The 22640-nt window shown below is 51.4% G+C and carries 17 protein-coding genes; 8 read left to right on the forward strand and 9 right to left on the reverse strand.

Annotated elements, in window-relative coordinates; translation table 11 throughout:
* Nucleotides 1–285 carry a helix-turn-helix domain-containing protein gene (locus B145_RS0104890; RefSeq protein ID WP_018605546.1) on the reverse strand — a complete coding sequence of 95 codons (285 nt, stop codon included), beginning with the start codon at nt 283–285 and terminating at the stop codon, nt 1–3.
* 89 nt (nt 286–374) lie between these two features.
* On the opposite strand from B145_RS0104890, the gene B145_RS0104895 reads away from it, so the two are divergent.
* Both B145_RS0104895 and B145_RS24440 read left to right on the forward strand, forming a co-directional pair.
* Nucleotides 375–809, forward strand: a complete 435-nt coding sequence (locus B145_RS0104895) for a hypothetical protein (protein WP_018605547.1) — start codon at nt 375–377, stop codon at nt 807–809.
* 246 nt (nt 810–1055) lie between these two features.
* Nucleotides 1056–2324, forward strand: a complete 1269-nt coding sequence (locus B145_RS24440; protein ID WP_018605548.1) for a type II toxin-antitoxin system HipA family toxin — start codon at nt 1056–1058, stop codon at nt 2322–2324.
* A gap of 50 nt (nt 2325–2374) precedes the next feature.
* Here B145_RS24440 and B145_RS0104905 read toward each other — a convergent pair whose 3' ends face one another.
* On the reverse strand, nt 2375–2938 hold the full coding sequence (locus B145_RS0104905; RefSeq protein ID WP_018605549.1) for a 3'-5' exonuclease: 564 nt from the start codon (nt 2936–2938) through the stop codon (nt 2375–2377).
* A gap of 331 nt (nt 2939–3269) precedes the next feature.
* Here B145_RS0104905 and B145_RS0104910 point away from each other — a divergent pair, with 331 nt between their 5' ends.
* Entirely contained in the window at nt 3270–4040 is a 771-nt protein-coding gene (locus tag B145_RS0104910; RefSeq protein WP_018605550.1) for a Fic family protein, read from the forward strand.
* Between the two features lie 109 nt (nt 4041–4149).
* Here the strand turns inward: B145_RS0104910 and B145_RS0104915 are convergent, their stop codons facing one another.
* Genes B145_RS0104915 through B145_RS0104925 form a run of 3 tightly spaced genes read right to left on the reverse strand, consistent with a single transcriptional unit; the run spans nt 4150 to nt 6806 of the window.
* On the reverse strand, nt 4150–5433 hold the full coding sequence (locus B145_RS0104915) for a three-Cys-motif partner protein TcmP (RefSeq protein WP_018605551.1): 1284 nt from the start codon (nt 5431–5433) through the stop codon (nt 4150–4152).
* A gap of 5 nt (nt 5434–5438) precedes the next feature.
* Nucleotides 5439–6185: a DUF5131 family protein gene (locus B145_RS0104920; RefSeq protein ID WP_026258831.1), complete on the reverse strand. Its 747-nt coding sequence runs from the start codon at nt 6183–6185 to the stop codon at nt 5439–5441.
* 18 nt (nt 6186–6203) lie between these two features.
* On the reverse strand, nt 6204–6806 hold the full coding sequence (locus B145_RS0104925) for a LexA family protein (protein WP_018605553.1): 603 nt from the start codon (nt 6804–6806) through the stop codon (nt 6204–6206).
* A gap of 698 nt (nt 6807–7504) precedes the next feature.
* On the opposite strand from B145_RS0104925, the gene B145_RS27230 reads away from it, so the two are divergent.
* A complete protein-coding gene (locus B145_RS27230) occupies nt 7505–8257 on the forward strand; it encodes an FRG domain-containing protein (protein WP_083917611.1) in 753 nt (250 codons plus the stop codon).
* On the opposite strand, the gene tcmP is transcribed toward B145_RS27230, so the two are convergent.
* Entirely contained in the window at nt 8254–9108 is an 855-nt protein-coding gene (gene tcmP / locus B145_RS0104935) for a three-Cys-motif partner protein TcmP (protein ID WP_026258832.1), read from the reverse strand. The genes B145_RS27230 and tcmP overlap by 4 nt on opposite strands.
* A 311-nt stretch (nt 9109–9419) precedes the next feature.
* The gene (locus B145_RS28535; protein WP_018605556.1) at nt 9420–9563 is read right to left on the reverse strand and encodes a hypothetical protein; all 144 of its coding nucleotides are present in this window, start codon (nt 9561–9563) and stop codon (nt 9420–9422) included.
* A 125-nt stretch (nt 9564–9688) separates the two neighbouring features.
* Here B145_RS28535 and B145_RS0104945 point away from each other — a divergent pair, with 125 nt between their 5' ends.
* Nucleotides 9689–12487, forward strand: a complete 2799-nt coding sequence (locus tag B145_RS0104945) for a tetratricopeptide repeat protein (RefSeq protein WP_018605557.1) — start codon at nt 9689–9691, stop codon at nt 12485–12487.
* Nucleotides 12488–12674: 187 nt separating this feature from the next.
* On the opposite strand, the gene B145_RS0104950 is transcribed toward B145_RS0104945, so the two are convergent.
* Together B145_RS0104950 and B145_RS0104955 are read right to left on the reverse strand one after the other, a co-directional pair.
* Nucleotides 12675–14414 carry a UvrD-helicase domain-containing protein gene (locus B145_RS0104950; protein ID WP_018605558.1) on the reverse strand — a complete coding sequence of 580 codons (1740 nt, stop codon included), beginning with the start codon at nt 14412–14414 and terminating at the stop codon, nt 12675–12677.
* A gap of 53 nt (nt 14415–14467) precedes the next feature.
* Nucleotides 14468–16651: an ATP-dependent nuclease gene (locus B145_RS0104955; protein WP_018605559.1), complete on the reverse strand. Its 2184-nt coding sequence runs from the start codon at nt 16649–16651 to the stop codon at nt 14468–14470.
* Nucleotides 16652–17115: 464 nt separating this feature from the next.
* Here B145_RS0104955 and B145_RS0104960 point away from each other — a divergent pair, with 464 nt between their 5' ends.
* The 3 genes from B145_RS0104960 (at nt 17116) to B145_RS0104970 (ending at nt 22440) form a co-directional block, all read left to right on the forward strand.
* The gene (locus B145_RS0104960; RefSeq protein WP_018605560.1) at nt 17116–18084 is read left to right on the forward strand and encodes a DUF2971 domain-containing protein; all 969 of its coding nucleotides are present in this window, start codon (nt 17116–17118) and stop codon (nt 18082–18084) included.
* An 88-nt stretch (nt 18085–18172) separates the two neighbouring features.
* Nucleotides 18173–21337: a hypothetical protein gene (locus tag B145_RS0104965; protein WP_018605562.1), complete on the forward strand. Its 3165-nt coding sequence runs from the start codon at nt 18173–18175 to the stop codon at nt 21335–21337.
* A gap of 296 nt (nt 21338–21633) precedes the next feature.
* Nucleotides 21634–22440, forward strand: coding sequence for a hypothetical protein (locus tag B145_RS0104970; RefSeq protein ID WP_018605565.1), 807 nt, complete (start codon nt 21634–21636; stop codon nt 22438–22440).
* Nucleotides 22441–22640 lie beyond the last annotated feature (200 nt).

Consider the following 22640-nt stretch of genomic DNA (forward strand, 5'->3'; position numbering starts at 1 on the left):
TCAAGGTCCTTCGAGAAATTGCCTAACCTCTAAAGCAACCTCTTCCAAGAGTTCTGTTTTATTGTCTTGCCTTTGAATTGCGTAAGCCAAGCAAACCAAGGCTGCCGGGCTAATTCCCATTACACCGGCTATTTCACCTAGTTTGTCTATAGTTGGGCTCTTAAGCCCTCGTTCAAGCGTACTCATGTAGGTACGTGAGGAAACCTCATCAAACTCCTCCTGTGTAAGCCCCTTCTGCTTTCGAACGAGCCGAATAGCTTGACCAAGTGCTTGGCGAATGTCCATATCGATGTTGTGGGACAAAATCGATAATGAACCCTTTTTGAATACTATAGAGCTACAATCTATAGTGTTCTTTTTCTGGGGGAGACAAGATGTTCATTACTGATGCAAGCACCCATCAATCCGTTATGAGCGCCTTGGCTGGGAATGGGAAGAGTGTGTGGTCGGCAATCCAACTGTCTTCATTGCTGCCATGGTTTATCGTGACATATGTTCAAGTTACTGAAGATGGCAGACATGAAGAAAACATTTTGCTATCAAGTAGCGAAATGGTTCTGACCTTCTTTCAAGGTCACGCTCCAAACATATCACCTAAAGCAGCGCTCCTCGTCTGGCATGACTCCAAAAGCAATTGCGCACCATGGCGAATATCGTTAGTTAAGGAGCTTTGGAAGGCCAGGGAAAAGGACGCAGATGCTTATCAACATGTCTGCATATGCGCTGATGGGAGTAAACACTCTGACCTGCTACCACTCGTAGACGAAACTTTCATCGATTGGCAATTATTGATGAAATTTCCTGGATAGATAAAATTGCGCGGTTAAGGCAACCGAAGTGACACAAAAACAAGGCCGCTCAGCCCAGAATTACGTTGATGCCTGCAAGCTCAATATTGTGCCGCCGCACCAGACGCTCGCTGAACCTTGTCGGGCGTTTTCATTTCCAGCAGCAAACCCGGTCGTAGATCACTACCCTATCTATTCTTTCTCATAATTTAGGGGTTCAAAGGTGAATGTTTATGGGGCGCAATCTAGATAAATTGGGTATCCCCGATGAGATCAGTCATTGAGGTCTATCAGAGTGGTCGCTGGGTTCCGGCTGCGGAGTTTGTGCCAGGACGTCAGGCGTACACGGCCACGTTTGAGTATTTGGTCGATTATGTCTTCAGTGACTCCCCTCAGCCAGTCTCTCTCAATCTGCCTGTCAGTCTGGACCGGTTAGGGCTGGATGCCGACAATGCGTTCGGGCCGTGCCCACCTTTTTTGCTGGATCTTGTGCCTCAGGGACCAGGGCGATCCTATCTTCAGCAATTACTTCACCAAGGCGATGGTGAGGGAGCCGATCTGCTGTTGGCCCATTACGGGGCATTCAACCCTATCGGCAATCTGCGTCTGAATACAGCTGTACAGTTCTATGCACAGCAAAGCGCTGCTTCCAGCCAATTGTGTGGTTTTGTCCTCGAAGAGAAACTTTCTGATCGCGCTGCTTTTCTGGAAACCATCTGGCAGGAGTGCATGCTGTGTACGGGTACAACTGGTGTACAAGGCGCTGCGCCCAAGTTCTTGCTGACCCAATCGCATGAAGGCTTGTGGTATGCCGATACCCTGTTGCCTGATGCACAGGCGTCCAGGCATTGGCTGGTCAAGCTTCCTCGTGGGACACATGAGACTGACTTTGCCATTCTGCGTAATGAAGCTGCTTATCTGCGCGTGGCTCGGGCCTGTGGCCTGCGTATTTGGGGAGAGGCGATACACCAGAGCGATATGCTCTTCGTGCCGCGCTTTGACCGTCTGGTGACCTCTAGCGGGCTGGAACGGCTCCATCAGGAGAGCCTGGCGTCTCTGGCAGGGCTGAGAGGGTTTGGCTTGCCGGTCACGCTCTTTGAGCTGGTCAGCGCTTTTGCACCTCATGTCACGCATCTCGCACGTGAAGTGGCCGAGTTCATCAAGCGTGACATCCTCAATCAAGCGCTGCGTAACACAGACAACCATGCAAGGAATACCGCAGTACAGCGCTTACCAGATGGCACGGTACAGCTGACCCCGCTCTATGACTTTGCCCCCATGTATCTTGATCGGGAAGTCATCCCCCGTAGCAGCAAATGGCAGATCAAAGGGGTGGAACTCACGGAATGGCGTGACATCGTGGGCGCATTGTCCCTGGCGTCTGATGTATCCGACCAGGTCATCCAGGAATTACGTGCCTTCGCTGAGCCGCTCAACCGTTTGCCTCAGATCATGCAAGACCAAGGCGTTGATCCCGTGATCATCCAGGACTGCCAGGCCCGGATTGATCTGCAATGTCAGCGCTTGGTTCTGTGAAGAATCCCTTCACCTGCTGACGGTGCAAACAGCGAGCGCCAAATAACCCATCAAGAGCCCAAAGGACGGGTCTTTGCTGTACCCAACACCCAAGGCAAAAGCCGAGCAATATTGCAGGCATCATCAATGCCTGAGTGATGCTGGCCTTCCAGGGTGAGTCCTGCCAAGGCAAGTGCTTTACTCATCCCAACCTGTTTGCCGATTTTTTGCTGCTTGGCAAACAGCGCCTTGAGATTCTGGTGCGTCAAGCCTTCCAGAGGATTGGCAAGGCCGTGTCGTGCACATTCCCGCTCAATCTGTTTGCGATCATAAGCCCCCCAGCTTCCCCAGAAGCCTTCAGGGCTCCGGTAGTGCTGAGCAAACTCTGTCAAAGCGGGGGCAACCTTGTCGAAGGTCATCGCACCATCTACAGTGGCTTGGTCAATCCCGGTCAGTCCGGTGCAAAAGGCCGTCAGTTGGGGATGGTCGGTGGGACGAACATAGGCCTGGAAACGCTCAATGATCTGCCCCTCTGGATTTGCCCAGACAGCGCCGATTTCAATGATCTCCATCATCTCGGACGTGATGGTGTCATCCTCTGAGCAGGTGGCTTCAAGATCAATAACAAGAATCATGGTTGGTATATCTGTTGTGATTCAGCCTCAGCGAGAAATGCCCCATGCCCTTGGAGAAATGCCTTAATTGCCTCTCGCAACCACCAAAGTATCAGCTCACGAACGTTATTGAAAGATCCTGAGAAATTTATGTCACTCAGTTGCTCAGGGTGAGACTCAAAGGTGAATGTTTATGGGGTGAACAACGGGCATGAAATTGTCTTATTAGCGGCTCCAGAGGTTCTGCCCTCTCTGCCGTTTGACTGGCAAACCGCTATATGATGAACCACCTGTCACCACACCCAGCACCATCACCGGTTGCGGAGTGCTCACCTCATCCAAGGCTTTGGCAATGACCGCAGAATTGATTACTCAGACGCTCAGGGTGGTGGATGCTCAAAAGCTCAGGTTGGATGCTTTGCGCCCACTGCCGACGCACACGGAATCTTCCATGCGTGACAAGCTGGCGCTGGATTGGACCTACCACTCGAATGCGATAGAGGGGAACACCCTAACCTTGCGCGAAACCAAGGTTGTTCTGGAAGGGATTGCCATCGGCGGAAAGTCCATGCAGGAGCACTTTGAGGCGATCAACCATAACGAAGCCATCCGATTTGTTGAAGAGCAGGCCCGTATTCAAGATCCACTGGCAACGTGGCAGATCCAACAGATACACAGCCTGATTCTCAAAAACATCCGTGACGGAGAAGCAGGACGTTTCCGACACGAGAATGTCGCCATTTCAGGCGCTAGCGCGACTCCACCTGATTATCAGCATCTCGCCCAGGAGATACAGAACCTGATGGTGTGGCATGAGAGCGCACTCCCTACGATGCATCCGGTGGTGCGCTCAGTTGAGCTCCATACGCGCTTCGTGAAGATCCACCCATTCATTGACGGCAATGGCCGGACAGGACGTTTGCTGCTCAACCTGGAGTTGATGAAAGCAGGCTACCCACCAGCAGTGATCCGTAAGGAAGATCGTGTTAGGTACTATGACGTGCTCGATGAAGCGTGCGTGAGTGGTTGTTACGACGGAGTCACCCTGCTGGTTGCAGAAGCGCTCCAGCGGTCATTGGATGTGTTTCTATACCTGATTGAGCCTCGGTCGGTGACTAATTAGCCTATGAGTGATACGGCCATATCGATATTAGCAAGATCACAGGCGATAAAGTCAATGAACTTGGCATCAAGAGATAGCAACATAAGTACATTGCGTGCTATATAAATGCTCAGGAAAAGAGTCGAATGAGGCGGGATGGTTCGACCACGTCATCAAAGTTATAGTTTTTCGACGGGCGCCGAATGCACCCAGAAGCATCACACACGACTATGTCTTGAGATGTATGCAGAACGTGAGCCGCCTCTAGAAAATGTTGGGTTGACCCTGGTGAGCGACTGACACAGCCTTCAATTAGTTCCCGAAGTGTGACGGGCTTGTCGTGAGCGTATATCTGGCGCCCCATAAACTCACGAATACCGTCAACGCACAGCTCTCTAGAGCCAGGGCCGAAGTCAAATGGACTTTGCTGGGTGTAATCCTGGTCTCGATTAGCATCATATCCCTGCATAAATACGCCAGGCTCCAGCTCATGCCCAAATTCGGTTGCATGTTCCCAGTGCAAATCCTTCATGACCTCATGGGCCTTATAGTTGTTGCAAAGATGAATCAGCCAGTAGTCCCAGGTATTGCTTCCCAGAGGCTTAACGAAGAACAAGGTTGCATATCGTGCTCCCGTTTCAGACTTGATCCCATGAGCCACATGACGCTGAAGCACTTGACGCCATTTCTGTGAATCACCGGCCTTTAGCTCTCCAATGTCTTGCCAAGGTATATAACGCTCAAGGCCAATTCTTACCATTGGCTTTCTGTTTGCAGCTTGGTCCGATATGAATGTCATCAAAGAGCCGACATTGAAGGTCAGAATAATCTCGCTCTTCTTTATCTCCCGAAGAATGCCAGCCATCTCCTCCATTGGGAGATCATCATAGTTGTACTGATCAAGAACGAAAATGGCGCGCTCCCCCATTTTGCGCGCTTTGATCGAAGCCTTGATTCTCGGAAGTTCATCTAGGAAGCTAGCACGTTTGACAGCAGCGCGCTGGACATCAACTTGGTCGAGTAAGCCTTCGCTGTTCCTCGCGGCTATCCAGTAATGAAGGTACTCAACTGTCTTGGGCTCAATGTCAATTAGTTCGTAATTTACAACAATATCACGGAGTTTATTTCGGCCAAGATTTAGACGTGCGCGAGCTTCTCGCACCGCCCGCATCATCAGAAGCGGGGAGCCATCAACAAATCCACTACCGTTCTCCGCCAAATAACAGCCCCCGCCAGAGAACCCATCAACAAGAGTCAGCTGTAGCCGCGGTATTGTGGCTGGGGCCATCACCGTCTGCACATAATTTCGAACGTAGCTCTCAATAATTCTGTGCTTAACGGCGCTATGTTGCTGCAGCACAGGCGGCGCCTTTCCAAGCTCCCACTCGTATTTCTTCTTCTTTTTCTTGGTCATTGGTATTAAAACTGTACAGTTTGAGCGGGTAACTCATCCCAGGTACGACCATGGAGCTCTCTGCCATTGTGTTTCTTGGCGCGTTTTACTCCGTCAGCCCCCCAGCCTCCCCACTGCTTGAAGAAGAACGCTACTTTCTGTTCCTCACACTGAATTCGTATCGCATCTACCCAAGATTGCTGCATTGGTCTAGCTTTGGGACCGGACTCACCCCCGACGATAACCCAGTGAATCTCCGCCAAATCCAACGCTCCAACATCCTCAAGCAGCGGCTCAACTGACAAGAATCGAATGCTAGCAGGGACCTTCCGTAGAAAATCTATGCGTGGCACGCCGTACCTCTTATCTTCTACCGACACGCCCATCCAAGCGTTCTTCGGAACCGGCCTTTTGGCAAAGAATCGAGCCATGCGTTTTGCGCGTTTTGTCAGTATCTGGTATGTATGGTGAGGAGTCCGTTCGATGACATCGAACACCTTTTCGATATAGGCGTCCGGAATGTCATCATGAAACAGGTCCGACATCGAGTTCACGAAATAGACAGTAGGCTTTTTCCGCAGCAGCGGATCTTGAAGCCTCTGTTCCAGAAGTCGCAATTCAAAGCCATGTTCATAACCTGGAGTGCCCATCGCACGCAACCGGCTTGACATAACCTCAGCATAGCAGTTTTTACACCCAGGCGAAACTTTCGTGCAACCCACGGTGGGGTTCCAGGTCTGTTCTGTCCACTCAATTCGACTTGTGGTTGTCATTACCGCTCCCTTATGACTCTACATCGACGTTGCACCGTAGCGCCTAATGATGCCCTTTACGACTCCAAGTATTGCAAGCTCTTCTTGTGGCCTAATTGGAGTGTAATGATTGTTGTGCGGAATAAGCACTGGGCTACCTTTTTCATACTGGAGCTCCTTTAACGTCAGTTCTCCATCTACGAGCGCCGCAACGAAATCTCCTGTTGCAACGGCCTCTGTCTTTTCGACAACAGCAATATCTCCATCCAGGACCCCGGCTTCTTGCATAGAGTCTCCACGTACTCGAACAAGAACAGTTTTCGAAGGCTCAAGAACAAGGAACTGATCCAACAAAAACGCTGAGCCAACATCCGAATAGACAGCAGGATCCGCGCCCCCTGCAGGAACAGACTGCGTGGCCATGCTTCTCATGAAGAATGAGGCTTCTGGGGCCAGCCTTCCTCCAGGCGCTTGCTTCAAATATCCGGTTTCAATAAGCCTACGGGCCAACTTCAAAGCACCTTGCTTGGCTTTGAAACCAAGCACAGCCCCAATTCCTGAGTACGACGGCAACACCCCGTGCTCAGCGTAGTAGTCCCTAAGCTTCTCCAAATGCTCGACATCTCTGTTGCTTCTCGACATGAGACACATAGTAGACGGTCGTCTACTAATTGACAAGAGAATAAAGAAATCACTCAGTGAATCTAGGGGCAACGTTACACATTTCATCAAGCATGGTGCTGGTTTAGGGATGACCCGCTTAATGACTGTTGTCGAGTGACGGAAGAAAGCGGGTAGACTTTGCGTGTTTCTCTATGAAACCACCCATGCGACACTTCGGTCGCACTAGGCTGATTCTGGGATCTTGGGCAGATCTGTATACGAGGTGGGCGTGGCTACCGTTAAGCGCCTTGCCTCGTTAGGGACATGCCAGGTCGTCAGGCCATGGTCTTGAGAAACCAGGGCACACATCAAACCTTATCCCCCAGGGTTAGGCACTGTACAGAGTGGTGTACCGTCGGCAGGAAGCACGTGTGGCTGACCATTCTGTTGCTGAATTTGTATTGGCATGCCTGGTGGTGATGGAACGCCGTGTTATGCACCATCACCATCGCAACTCTCCTGCGTGAACCACTGCAGCTTTAATTGACCATCCTTAGACATATCAAAGGTATTCGTTCATAGTGCACAAAAGACTTACTGGTCGGAAAATTGGATGCAATCCTGGGTAGAGTCGTCGTTCACTGGAGTTTGCCCTGAATGACATGCTTTCAAGACATACCCGATCGTAGTAGTCGGCTACAGCCACCTTAAACAAACAAAACGTAACTTCCACAAACATGAAAGAATGGATTGTCTTGAGTCTAGGCGAATACATGAATTGTATTCAGTCTAACTTTGCTTATGGATATCTGTATCGAGGGGTGCCAGATGCGATCAATCACCACCTTATTCCTGGAGTTGGACGCCATCTTGCTAATTTTGTTCGCTCAGGGAAGACCAAGCAAGATTTGTTGTTTGAGGAAAAATCGGCGTTCAGTATTTTCTATAAAGAAGCCAGGGCGAGCATAAGCTCCGAACCGGGTAGCTACTGGGAATGGCTTGCGTTAGCACAACACCATGGCCTCCCAACTCGATTGTTGGATTGGAGCTACAGTGCTGCTGCGGCTCTATTTTTTGCTGTTGAGAGTGACGGCCAGAATGACGCGGCGGTGTACGTTCTTGACCGCTCGATAAAGTTTTTGAGCGTAAATCAAGCTAAAAGTACCGATCCATTATCTTGGGGCGAATTGGTTGCTTATCACCCGAGGCACGTCACACTGAGGATTAGTGCTCAAAACGGTTTATTTACATGCCACCCAGACCCGACAGTTCCTATCGATAAAGAAGTTGTCGCAAAAATACTCATTCCAAGAAAATTCTGTTTTAGTGTATTTCATGGATTAAATATCATGGGCATAAATAGAAAGACGTTATTCCCAGATGTTGATGGACTGGCCGCATGGATAAAGAAAATGAAATACGAAAGCGTAAAAGAGTACGCGTCAGTAGAGAGTCAAGGGCAGTCTCCAGGCGGGTGCGACGTAGGCTAAAATCCAAACGATAGGTTTTGGCTCTTAACCACAACGTCATCCCATATCTTGTTTGGAAAGTAATGCCTACTAAAGAAAACCAACCGATATATTGGGTGTCCGAGTCTATCAGTTACCAAAGGCATTTCTCTGCTGACAGTAAAACCGAGGTTGTGAATTTGTTGGCACCAGTCCTGGAAAAACCACGGGGCGAGCTGTTTCTTTGATATCGAAGATGTGTCAATTCTGCATCGCCATCCCGGCGAGGCATCGTCGAATCGCGCTCTGTCTGGATCCAACTCCATATCCACATTCCTCGACAAATCCATCAAACTGAAGTGCACTGCGAAATCGACATGAGGAAGCTTCGCAAGAGTTTCAAAGAGAGAAAACGAGAGAAACTCAAGGTTATAAGGGTCTATATAGGCTAGACAGAGGGCCCCCTTTGGAACCTTGACCACCATCTCGGAAACGGTCTCTGAGGCTGGGCCAATAAATGAAGATGCTGGAGCACCAAGAGCGGACAGTCTTGCGGCACACGCTTCTGCGCGCTCAGGCGAGATATCTCCGACCAGTACTTGAGTAAAGGGGCATAAAGATCTCTGTGATTGACGCCATGCAACGACTGCGCCGCCGTCCCTAGTAAAGCCCTCTCCTTTAACCTGAAGCCTTCCTGGCCCTGAAAAAGGATCTATCAGGACCCGCTGTGGGAACTTGATTTGCGCCTTGCGCGTGCCATCAATGTACTTCGCAAGATTTGTATGTTTAATTCCTGGAACCCAATCTCCCACCCCCGCATTTGAAGGACCACGCTCTACAGGCAGTTCAGGAAGTGGGTCAGGGGATACCGAAAGAACGAATTTACCTTTCATTATTTGCCCTCTAGCAACTCTGGTGGCTTGCTGCTAATAGGGTGCTACTATACTACTTTGACATTGTATATATACAGATTGCATCCAAATAACAGTATCTAGTTATTCCTTGGGTGGACGTGCCTAACCTAATGTTAAACGAACATCCAATGGCTTCGCCATAGAGGTCAAGTTGATCATGTCGGCACCAAACGCACACAAATTCGTGACTTATGTCACAAAACAACCGGTTTTGGAATAAGTGCAGACTGAAGCGGTTTTTCTCGTCAGCCAAGAATCAAGAGTGATTGCGAGTTAGGTTGCAGACCCGGTTACAACTCCACTCCCAGCCGCTTGGTCAGGTCCTGATCGCTGATCGGTTTGCTGGCCTGTGACTCGTTAGTGTTGCCGATCCGGTAGGCCCAAGCCTTGTTCTCGGCTTGGTCATAGACAAGCTTGAACAAGTGAGCGGGCACAGACACATGCTCACGCCGTAATAGCGCATCACAGCGGTTGTACTTCGGCCTTTGCGGTCGTTGATGCTGCCGGGTTAGAATGGCCGTTACCAGCTGAACGCCGAAAATTCAAGAAGACGACAAACATGTCTGAGCTAATTAAGAAGCGCGTCATCAATGACCTAATTTGCGAGCTCGCTGACATCGACTCGGTCAGTCTAGAGATTGTTGGACACAAGGTAATAGAGACGCTCGAATCCAAAACATTGGTTCACCATGGCATCAACAAAAATCACAGGCCTGTCGGCTATACAGTAGATACGTTTTCCCAGGACTTCACCGTCATAGGCGAGTACAGCACCGAGGATGGCTACTTCGAGGATTCATCGGGTAGAAGAAAAGAGAATCGATTTGACAAAATCGAGAATGACCTAAAGCACGCACTCGCCATGAGTGGTGCTACGCCGCCGAGCAAGGTTTATCTGGTCTCGATTAAAGAAGAGCCAGCATCTTTTCGCGGCAATTTCAATAAGTCTCAGATTCCTGAGGACGACCGAAAGCGGGTCAGCTTTCTAGACGCTCGTGAACTTGCCAAGATTATCTTCAAATCCTCTACGGAAAACTCGCTAGCGGCGGACTTCTATCGCCACTATCTTCCAGACTTCTCGCAAAATCTGGATCGCTACGAATACTTCGGACGGCTTCCGACAGCGTGTAGCAACCACCAAGTCGAAGAGCCGTTTATTGAAGCAATTACGCGCCATTTCGCAGCTGGCATCGAGGTCTGCGTTCTATATGGGCTGAGCGGTTCCGGCAAGACCCAGGCGGCGATTGATTACGTTCAAGCAGCGCTACCGGAGTTCGGGACTTACCTCTGGATATCTGGCGCAGACTGGCCCGAGGGGATCCCGCTCACCGCCATTAAGAGAGCGCGTGGTGGAGTAGCTATTAATGCAGCGGGGCTTTTCAATACCACTAGAACGCTTCTAGTTATCGATAATTTCACTCGCGCTGTGAGCACTGAGTCGTTTGCCGAGTTGAAGGCTGGTTTTGCACTTGGTGGTCGGGTTTTGGTTACCTCGCAACTTGGTGATCCACGCAGCCCGATTCACCTTCCTTTACCCGTCATGTCATCTGCAACGGCTTTTCAGGTGTTGGGAGAGGATGAGGCAACTGCCAGTAATACCTGTACGCAGTTCGTAGAGGCATGTCGTTTCTGCCCACTGATCCTAGCGGTTGTCAGAGAAATAGCTAAGTCCGACGATGTTCCAAAAGACGAATTCTATCGCGAGGTTCTTCAAGATCCCACGACTGTTCATGAAGATGACGGAGCTCCCGTCATGGAGCGCGTTCTTCAACGCCTGAGTCCGCTCCTCCGCCGGGCGCTGCAGAAGATCGCTGACAGTGGTTGCACAACATACGACGCACAGTTCCTCAGAGTGTTTATCGGCACGAATGAGCGCTCGTCACTGCAAAAGCTGGCGATTCTCAACCGAACTGTCGCAACGGGCAGCCTGTCAGTTCATGACCTGATCTGTCGTGTCCTGCGATCTGGTGGTCTAGCAAAGCACGATCTAGCGGATGCGGTCGCTGGATATGTTGAAAAGAGTCGTGGCGAGATGCGGCCTAGCGTCCTAAGGCAAATTCATTTTTCAGCGGATCAACTACAAGCAGCACACGACGCGGGACGAGATACAACTGGGTGGCTGACTTACGCCTTACTCCAAGTAGATAAAGCTTCGCGAGGTACACTTGTCGCTAGGCTGCAAGAAAAAACAATTAGCTCGGATATGTCAGTTGCCGAACTCCTATGCATTGTCGATGCTCGAGAAGCGGCTTCGTACACCCTAACTCAAGATGAAAGAACAGAACGCTACAAGTCAAGCGCGGCTGAATACGCCGAGGTTGCGGCAGCTACGACTGATCCTGAAATTAGAGCGGAGATGCTGCACCATCAGGGCAAAGCCCTACGCCGCTGTGGAGAAGTTACCGCTGCACTGGCATGCTTTCGACAGCTTCTGGCAGAAATGCCCGATTTGCATGCGACCTACGGCCAGATCGCGCACCTTGGGGCACAGAAGGACGCTACGACAGAAGCGAAATGCGCCGGAGAGGAAGCCCTTCATCACCTTGTCCGCGAAATCGTCTCCAGGGTCGATGTCGTGCCATTGCGAGTCTCTCTAGCGACCCTAAGCCGGGTTCGCTCATACCCTAGCATCAGTGACGCTCTCAACGCTGATGAGGCGAGCGTCAAGCAGTTTGGCGATGTGGTCGCATTGTCAGCGCTAGAGGGGTTCGACCAGTTCTACGAAGCGTTCGTGGCTCTGACCTCATTGTTCGGTTATCGGCACGGACAAACTTGCTTAGCCGTAGCAGAGGTCTTTCCGGACATGCTTGCCATCTTCCCTAATGCTGTTGATTCCCGCCAATGGGCCAATACGTGCGAGGCCCTAGCCAATATCGTAACCGTCGCGCGAAGCAATGGGAAGGAGGAACTCGCAAGCAAGTTGGAGGGCACCATGAGAACCTTCACGCATGAACTTGAAATCTCTAAAGGCAGCGAACCTTTTATTGCACGCTTGCTTGCAAAGACATTCCTGACTGTCGGTGATCCGAGAGCTGCAATCGATGCAGTCAATAAAATCCCTGAGAATTCGAGGGATCATTGGCTGCTCTATCGACAGGCCGAAGCCGAACTGAAACTTGGCGACGGCGCAACGGCCTTGAAAACGGCTGTGCTGGCTCTTGAGTCAGCGGAGAAAGACCCAAGGGCTAAGCCACGGCTTTCGATCTATCACCACTTGACAAGTCAATGCTACGAATTGCTCGACAGGATGGACGAAGCACTAAGCAGCGCTAAAGCTGCGCTCAACTCGGTGAACGACGAAAAATTCGGCAAGCAGTTGGCAGCGCGCGTGAAAGAACTGTCGAAGATACAAGCCTAGAACGTCCTTACACAGGCCCATCTTTTGGCAACAAATCAGCCAACTGAAAGCGACGATGATATTCAGTGCAAGCCAGAGGTAACCGATGTAGCTGCGTGGCTTTCTGTTTGCCAGAGCAAACAACTTTATGTAGTCCAATTTACAGCGATTGCGCCTAAATTAGCGGCGTGATTTACATATACTATTATCATAGATCTGAGCCGATATCCCGAATCTGGTGGCCCGCAAACCACTCTGACAGTGTAGCCAACGCGTCTGCCTCCAGCAGATGCGTAAAGACAAGAGCCAAACGTTTCTTCGGCCTTGAGACCGCTACATAGAACAGGTTGCGGTAACGCTCGTAGGCCTCCATTCGAGGACCAATCAGGCTAGGAGTCCTGGCCATCTTTAGATAGAGATTGAAGTCGTACTCGTTCCAGCCGCGTCCGAACACAACGAGTACATTTTCGAACTGGTCGCCCTTCACCCCGTGTTTGGTTTCGAACGGAGAGTGACCGTCAAGATATTCGCAGAGCGCAATGATCTCTTGATAGGACACGGCATGAAGCGCATGAAGCTCCTTGAGTCGCCCCGCCAGCGCCTCGCCGCTCGCAAGCGCTTCCGCAAGGGCTCTTTCCTGGCTCACGACGGCTTCTGAGAGGATCGGCAAGCCCGTAGATGAAAGGTGCGCAATCACCTCACCTACAGTGCCCGTGTCACGAAGTTCGCACAGGCGCTTCATGGCCTTCGTCCACTTGGTCTTATCGGCTGGACTGTTCATCATTGGGCGCTTGGCATCGATCGCTTCAAACATCTTGCCAAACCGCTTAGTGAGGTAGGCCCGTGCCGCAGGTTCAAGGTGTTCGTGGAAGTATGCGATGACCTCGTTAGCCTTACGCGTGAATGAGTCGTTAAATTTGAACACTGTGCGCAGCGAGCCGTAGCCCATCTCCGTCGCAAGCGCCCGATGGGTCAGCATCAGAACCTTCGTATCACCAGCAAAATCCCAGCCGAAATCCTCCAACTCGGCGCGGACATACTTGAGTGCTCGCGTGGCTTCAACTTCAGGAAGATCTCCCTGCCAGTGATTCTTCGTAAGCCGTACCCCACCCCATCCGTTGGTGTGGAAAACATGAACTTCGCCCGGCGCAGCCGGATCTTTCACCGCCTGCGCTAGTTCTGGACGGATCAAGTTTAAGCAGTCAACGATTGGTTTCGCACTGCGGAAGTTCGCCTTCTTGTTGATGCACTTCAGCGCGTCGTGTGTGATCGAACCGCAGCCATCACCATAAATCTTTTGCCAGTGGTCACCGAAGAAGCCTAATTGCGGCGCATACGGCTTGCCAATAAATTGATCCTTGAAACATTGGACGAGTTGGGCATTCGTATCCTGATACTCATCCACCAGGATGAGCGGGAAGCGTGACGCTACCGCGTTACGGAACTTCACGGACTGCATGAGCTTGATAAATACAGGAAAGATGTCGTCATGGTGCAGGTTCGCTGTGCCATCTTCGATGGATCTCCGGCCGAGCGCATACTCAACTGTCGTTATGTTCACGGCGTCAAGTTCTTCGACGCGATCCGCCCAGCCTGGCAGCTCTCGGATAAGCTCGCGAAGCCGTTTCTGAAAGGGGCTGACGAGCATCCACGAAAACGCGTGGGTCGTTTCGCAATAGATCGCCGGATTGCCATCGGTCTGCGCGATAATCATATCCCGAGCAACATTCGTGAAGGTGACACACGCGACTTGCTGGTGCCGACGTTGAAGCTCCCGCGCCCTGTCCTTCAGGATATAGCGAAGCGCTGCGATCAGCGAATAGGTCTTACCTGCGCCAGCGCCAGCCTCGAACACGAAGCTCGACCCGTCGTCGACGCAGCCTTTTAGTGCTTCCCATGCGATTGCTGCTGCGGCCTCAGCTGGATTGAGGTGGGCGGTCTCGCTCACTTGGAGTCCCCGAAAGTTGGTGTGTTTGTAAGTGCATTTGTCGCATTGACTGCCTACTTCTCAACGGCGTTGCTCATGGCGAGCCAGCGCACGCCTTCAGCAATGTATTGCGGCGTAACCCAATCAGTTTTTTCAATAGCATAGGTCAACGCAAACTTTGACTTTTTCTGTTTTGAAGCCTTGTCATGGGCAGCTTTCTCGAGTTCGTCATTCGTCACGCCGTTGATACCAAAGAGGGCTTGGTTCGCGAGAATAAACGCATCTTCGAAAGTTCGACCACACGGCCCACCTGGGGCTTCCGGTATTTGATAAGCAAGGCGTAGACCGCAGCGGATCTTGGCAGCGTCATCAGCCTCCAATGCCGTTGACAATGGGAACACCGCAGCTCCATCTGCAGTTTCTTCCTCATCATCGTCAGCAGGCGCAGCTACAGTGGCCTCCTCCGTCGCCGGAACGGGGATTGCTGTGGTTGCTTGCAACGTGGCTAAAGGTATAGTGGCCGACTTTTCAGCAGGCGCTTCGGGCAACAGGGCTGTAGCTTCGGCCGTCTTGAACCAATGCTTAATGCAGGAGTTGCTTGTGCTCTCCCCCTCATGGACGAGGCAAGCCTCGAATTTGTCCTGTGCGTTGCGTTTAACGGCGTCAAGATCGGTGATGATCAGACTACGCAGGCCCAAAAACTCGAGGAGCGGAATGAAGATGTGAGCATAGGCCCCACCGACCTCCATGATCGTGATGTATTGGCTACCAAGCATCAGTGATGGATCCTTAGCATCAAGAGCCCGCATTACTTGGGGCAACATCAGTCGCTCAGTCGTCCCTTCAATCAACATTGCTTTATCCGCAAAGAAGAGATCACAGCGCGTTAATGTAAGGTACTGGTGCAGGAATTCAGAGGCTGCGCTTTTCAATCCGACGAGCCCGTTGCTGAGGTCCTTTACCTGAGTACAACGCACGCCAACCGGTAGATCTTTTGACGTCACAGCAAAATAGCGGATCGTATCGAAGCGAGCTTCATTAGCGATGTGTGAAGAGTGCGTTGAGACAATGAACTGTACCGGCCATGAGACGCTATCCCCCTCTAAGGCGCAGAGTTTTTTAACGATTTCCGGTAGCTGCCGGATGAAGACCTCCTGCATTTGCGGATGCAAATGGGCTTCAGGCTCTTCAATCACGATGAGCTGCAAGCCTGGCGCGTTCGCATAAGCTCGGTACTCGCGGAAGAAGCCAACGATCTTTAACAGGATATAAAGAAGGTTGCGATATCCAAGCCCGTTGTAGGATTCTGGTAGTTGCACACCGCTGTAGCTGGCGTACTGAACCTTTGTAAAGTTGGACAGAAGCTTGCCTACTTCGAGCTTCGTCTCTGGTTGCAATGGCATATTGTTCAAGCCGGGATACCCGAAATACTCTATTGCGGGCATAAGTTTTGCGAGCTCACTCTTGAAATCCGTGTCCATGCCTGACTGGATTTCCTCGATGGCTTTCTGAAGACCTTCTGCGATATTTTTTTGAGATCCATCCGCGGTCGAAACTGATGCGCTTTGGAACAACTCCTCCAGCACTTTTGCTAGCACGTCTGTGTCGCGACTGCCTGTGCCATCAAGTGCCCGTTGTGCGTTCACAAAGCCCAGCGACAGCAGATTAGTAACGGCTTTAAGCGTCACGTCGCGCGTGTCCGTTGGGTCCTGCGGATTCTCGGCCCACATACGTGTCGCGAAGAGTATCGGCACTCGATCTGTCAAACTACGGAAGAGACCGAGACGATCTTCTTCGGAGTGCACTTGGTCGGTCCCTTGCAGGACGGTTTTCTCATGACCCTCGAACAAGGCTGCAATTTGGCCATCGGCTAGGCTCCGCGAGCACACAATGATAGCCTCCGTACAACTGTCTTCGGTGTCTATGACGAACTCGCGGAGGGGGCCGAACTCGGGAACTGTGGGGTCGTAGCTAACATGAAGCCGCAGATTGATTGACGGCACTAGGGCGCGTACCTCTTCGGGGCTAGCACCTCTCAGGTGCGCACGGTGCGCCGCGCAGAAATTGTCGTAGCAAGCACTTGAAAAATCCTCGATCTCGAACGTACTTCGCTCTGAGAGGAATTTTCGGATGACGTCAGAAAGCGAAGTCTTCCCGCAGTTGTTACGTCCGACCACAACGGTAGTCTCATCTTCAAGTTTCAGAGAAACGTTATGCAGCAGACGGAAGTTCTCCACTTCTACTGTTGTTATCTTCACGTAGCTGTCCCGTCTGAGGTATTCTTTGTGGCTAATTTACACTTAGAATACCGCTAGTGGGTATATGAATTTGAAGATGAGACCTTCCCGCTGCGCGATGTGTTCCAGGAATTGGTTATGCAAAACCCTCACAGAGAGTCAGAAACGGAGGGGCGAACTGGCGACCTTCTTGACCGAAATTTGAACTGTTATTGCCCAGATGGGCAGAACTTCGGCCAATACGATCAGTCTCGACAGTGGCCGACAACGTCTGCTCTTTTCCAAAATAGCAGCCAGCCACCGACTAAATTGGCTTGCATCCAACGTAGAAATGGCCGAACCGGGAAAACCGCCTCCTGCCGTCGTGGATCCGGGGCCATTGCCTAAGCATTGTCCTCGGAAAAACGCACTCATATCTGTTTCAGACTAGCGTTGATGCGGCCATCCGAGGGAGCTAATGGGGCTAGCTTCAAGGGAGAAACCGTATGGCAAATAATCAGCAACCGCCTAAGCTGCTCTACAAATACCGTGGCTTCAGCAATCTGACACTCTCGCTACTGGTAGACGACACGATCTACTTCGCCACTCCGACGACGTTCAACGACCCGTTAGATACGAGACCCTCACTGGAAGCGGATATCGACAACGAGGCGCTCGAAAAAATACTCTCCAAACTGATAGAAGAGCGCACTAGCGCCGAAATGTCAGCGGCAGCCAAGGCGATCCGTTATAGAGGACCTAAAACCCTCGATCACATAGACCGTCAGAGCCGCAAAACTGCAGAACGCCTGCTGGCCGATATTCGTTACGACGCTACGAATCCGGACTTCGAAGTTGACGAACCCGTGCGGTTTCTTCTCAACCGGTACATTGAAGACGAATTGTTACGCCGCTACGATAAGGGCGTTTTCTCATTGGCAGCGCGCGCGACCTGCCCGCTAATGTGGAGTCACTATGCCGACCAACATCGAGGCCTTTGCTTAGGTTATTCAATCCCCGAAGCCGCGATGCCGAACATACATAAGATTCAGTATGGCGGTAATCGCGTGGTTCTGGCGAGCGTTGTCGAAGGCATGCTTAGTGGCAATGACACCGCTAGACGCGCCGTCGACAACGCAGTCCTTCTGAAGAAGGCCAAGCCGTGGGCCTATGAGCGCGAATGGCGGCTGATTGGCCCGCTTGGAAAGCAGGACTCGCCGCTGGAGCTTGAGGAAGTAGTGTTCGGAATGCGCTGCGATTCGGCAGTCAAGTACGCAGTCGTCCGAGCACTTGAAAAGCGTGAGCGGCCGGTTCGATTTTTCGAGATTAGAGAGCAGCGAAGTAGCTTCATTTTGTTGAAACGCCGCGTTGATATCGACGAATTGGCTTCAGCTCTACCGAGGAGGTGCCGCGCATTCGATGGAATATTCGATGATCTGTCTGAGCCAGTCCCCCCCGATCAAGGCGCCAATTAGGCGCTGGTGGTCATTGGCGTAAGGGCTACAATCCGCTGAAGCTGAGTTAGGAATCGGCATAATAGGGCACTAATTTTGGAGGGAAAACATGACAGGAACCTCAGCGGCTCCGAATCCGCGAGTACAGCGATATATCCAGACTTACTTGGAGCCCGCTCCTGTGCAGGAACCAGCTGATGCGAACACGGATCCTCAATTGGGAAGTATTCTCACTACGCTACTCGAACAGATCGCTAAGTCGACCGAAGGAGCGTTGTTCGACATTGGGTGTGGCAAAGGCACCCTTCTCGAAAGACTTGCAGAGTGCCCCGAGTTTGCTAAGAGCAACTGGGTATATGTTGCGGTGGACTTTGATAAAATGCTTGCCGAGGTCCTACTCGTAGCGCGGCAAAAGAAGTTGAGTCGGCGCGTGGAGCCACTAACTGTGGACGAGTTCTACCAGGAGTGGCCTGACCTTCCGCGACCGCGGATTTATTTTTGCCGAAATGTCCTTCACGAACTGACAATCTCGCAGACCGCCAATCTGCTCCAGCGGATCAAAAAGGCCAGGCTCGACGAGGAATTGGTTCTCATCCAGGATTTGATGAACTTTCAAGAAGGCGAACGAGACAACGTCTGCTGGTCTCCGGATGAACTGGCTCTTAGCATAGAGCAGCACGGATTAGGCAAAGCTCAGACAGTTCCCCTTAAGTCGAAAAGCGGTGCTCTGTGGTTCAACTGTCTGGTTCGGGGGCAAGTCGGTCCTGGCATAGCTTCCGACGAATCTCTGGCAAGCGTTATGTCTGCTCGCCGACAACAATGGGATATGTGGGACAGCCTTGAGCGTAAATCGACTCAATCGAGTAGCCAAGAGGTCGAGATTGTGCGTGTGCTGGATCTCGATGTGCAGTACGCAGCCCTAACGCGGCAATTGAAGGACGTTGGTCAAGACTTGTACTTCGACAAGGCAGTAGATAAAAAGCTGAGAGCGAAGTCGCTAACTGGTGCCGTTGACGAATTCATCGCCAGAGGGGAACTAAAGAAGAATTCTATTATCGACACTATTAACTTTCGGGAGCGGGGTGAGCAGTTGACCCAGATCGAGGAGTTTCTTCGAAGCAATGCCAGCTTGGCAATTGTTGCAGGGGGGGGAGGCATAGGTAAGACTGCATTTGTTCGTCATTTGCTGTCGCGTCGGGCCTACGACAAAAGCCCAGTGCTCGTTGACGGTGGTGCATTGACAGATATTTGGTTATTTGTCGAAGTGGTCTTCTCGCAGTTGGGGCTCAACTTGTCGGTTGACGTCCTGAGCTCACTAAAGAACATTGGCTGGACAGTTCTAGAGCCGTCATGGACGAAATTCGTTAAAGCTTTCTCCAGTAAGATCATTGTCTATATAGATGATTTTCATCGCGCACTTGATTCAAACGGCAATCTGGCGGACAAGGACCTTGCGGCAGCAATTGGACTTTTGGTGCGATCTGCCTCTTCGAAAGTAATCCTTGCGCAGAATTTGCGTGCCCCTTCAAACGTCGTGGTAGCAGCTTGGGGGCAACTCAATCCTTTCACCGTTCAACTTCACCGCTTTGCGTCGGACAACACGGTAGTCAACGTTCTCGACGATCGGGTAGATCGAAAATCTTTGGGGATTGCTACCTATCCCGAGCCCCTCATTTCGGCAATCAGTCGGCATCCCCTCGCGGCTCGACTTGCAGCTGACGTTCTAAGGACGCGGGGTGCGGGAGTCTTGGATGACGAACGGTTCCTCTTAGAGTTGGAAGAGCACCTTTTCGATGAACTTTGGGGGCGGTTAGTCACCAAAATATCTTCGTCTGCGGTCGATATTGCCGTCCAACTGCGCGTCCCGATTCCTCAAACCTCGTTAGAACTGCTGTCATCAAAAGATTCTGTTGAGGCAGGTTTAGCAAGTTCTGCCCTCTGTACCACCGTTGATCGCCGGTGGGATGCTCTCATTTCCGCCCTTGAATTATTTCGACGGCACACTAGTCCGGATGCTGCATCGTCTGAGCTGCATGGGAAACTTGCAGACGAATACGTGTCGCTCTACCGAGACGACGATGATCCTAAGTGGATTCGCGAAAGCTACTTTCATAGGCTGCTCTCATCCGACTCTCTTCATCCTCTGTTAGGCGCATACTATTTTCGCGAGCTCGTTAGTTCCGCTAACTATTGCTTCCGCGTGCGACGCCACGATCGTGCACTTGAACTCTTTAACTTCGCCGCATCAGTGGGGACTCTTACAGAAGACGCGCTAATGCGCAGGGCGTCGTGCATGGTGCGAACAGGAGAAAGGCCAAAGGGTGACGATGAATACTCCCGACTCTTCGGCATGTACCCTCATGCCCCCGGTATGAGGCTGTCGTACATCGCGGCGCTCATATGGATCCGGAAGTACGACGAAGCGCTAGAGAAATTCACAAGCCTTGGGGTGGATGTCAACGACGTCTACGCAGCGGGCCTACTTGGAAGAATTCATCTGGGTTTGCATGACTATGACGAAGCCGAAACGCTATTGAGACGTGTTGTCGGCTCATCCAAACTGCCGCACTCGCGTGCATATTTGGACTTGGCCCGCGCACTCCAATACCAGGGCGCGCTTGAAGAAGAGCGGAAAGTCTTGGCAAAAGCATTGCAACATTACCCCGAAAACCTGGAATTGCTTGCAATGGATGGTGGGGCTCTCCAGCGCTTGGGTAAGCTTGATGATGCTGTTAATTCGCTACAACCACTATTTGACCTTTATCCCAATCAAACCAACGCTGCAATGACGCTGATCAAGATATATGGACGTTGCCCCGAGACCCTATACAAAGCCCGCCAAGTATTCGAACGGGCATTGCGGGCAGCGGAAAACAAAACTGATCCAATTTTCATAACGATGGAAGCCGAAGTTTTGAAAGGAGAGGGGCGTGCGGATGCTGCAGTCCAACTGCTGACCGAAAAGACTTCATTGGACGATCAACACTCGCTGGGTATGTATTTCGAGTGTGTCTTCCACTCGCTCAATGGCAAGCCGCGTGGAGCTGCGAAGGCGCAAGCAGCCGAGGCACTAAAGGTTAAAATCCCAGGGCTGCTAACCAAAAACATCCCCCTTCAAATAAACAGGGCCCGGCTCGCAGCAGTAGCAGATGACTATGGGGTTTTTCAGTCGCTCTGCAATCTGGTGAGCGAAAGCCGAAGTCAACGTTTCGAACTGGAAGCGCTCAATCGGCTGTGGACTGATCAGAAACAAGGAACCCTATTTGACGCTTAACTTCCCCTGTGGTCCCCCCGAAGTGGGGATGCTTACGATGTGACTTACAGCACACAAATGCGCAATAGAGGTGACAGGCTTATATACCGCCCGCAGAGGCTGAGGCAAAATACTAAAGGCAACTTGCCAGTCAGGCCGTCTCGCCGCCTGACTCAAACCAACCAGCCTCCACGGAAAACGGGGCGATTCAGTCGGCGATTGGCTCGGCCTGTCCATCTGCGAAAAAAGTCGAATACGCAGCTTAAACTAACTGCATTTCTGTCTGACCCTGGGGGCCCTATTTAAGGAATGTTGCGATGTCCAATGCGTTTCCTGCTGAAGTTATGAGCATACTCGTGGCGGTGGAAAGTGAATGGCCTAGCTTAGTTGGCGAGGATTGGGGGAATTTAGAAGTCCGTTACCGTTGCTTACGCAGTCAATTGCAAGGGGCAACGAGCGTGAGCCCTGATCGCGTCGTTGCCGATCTGGTCGCGCTGTTTGCTCCCTATGCGCCCGCTCGCGAACGGTTGCGGGCAGCCCTTGCCACTCAGGGCGACGCGGGAGTCATGCTTGCCACCCTGCTTGATCTAGCAAAACAACTCAATCTAGACAACAGTGAGAGCGTTTCTCTCTTACTTGAGGAAGCACAGCGCGATCCGCAAGAAACACGTCTTATTAAGCAGAAGCATCCCACTGAAGCCTTCAGTTACAAATTGGGCAACATCAATTGGGAATTCGATGGCATCTCCACTTTAAGTGCTTGCGTTCTCACCACTGTCGGCAAGGAAGTGATTCATCAGCCTAGTGGCATTCTGATAGCTGCGGGCATATTGGCAGTTCTTGGCTCGCTTTACAAAGCTGTTAAGGTGAAAATTCCAGAACGCGAAGCAACAGTATTCTGGGGACTAGTTCGATCACCAAAACAAGACGATGGAGCCATCACCGAGGCAATGCTTCTGGAACACGTCAACGCTGCTCGGCAAAGCGTGGGGCGAGACGCATTGAAACCAATAGAGCTGACATCCTCCCTGCACGACCTAAAGAGGATGAGGAGCGTCGAGCAAATGGTAGATCATCCAGATACATGGAGAATTGTCGAGAAACACAAGGCACACGCACTCTAGAATCTGCTTATAATTTATCCCTAAATAATATTAATAGATAAAGAAATCTTCCGAAAAGCAATGATGGCAGCAGTCAGGTGGTTGAGCACCAAAAAACTACGGACGAGCTTTTCATATCAGACAAAGAGTCTGCGGAATCGGTTGAACCAATTGTGTGCCACTTCGACGCTGCAATCTGCAGGCGCGTTTGTTTGGGTGAT

Source organism: Uliginosibacterium gangwonense DSM 18521 (assembly GCF_000373965.1).
Taxonomy (GTDB): Bacteria; Pseudomonadota; Gammaproteobacteria; order Burkholderiales; family Rhodocyclaceae; genus Uliginosibacterium; species Uliginosibacterium gangwonense.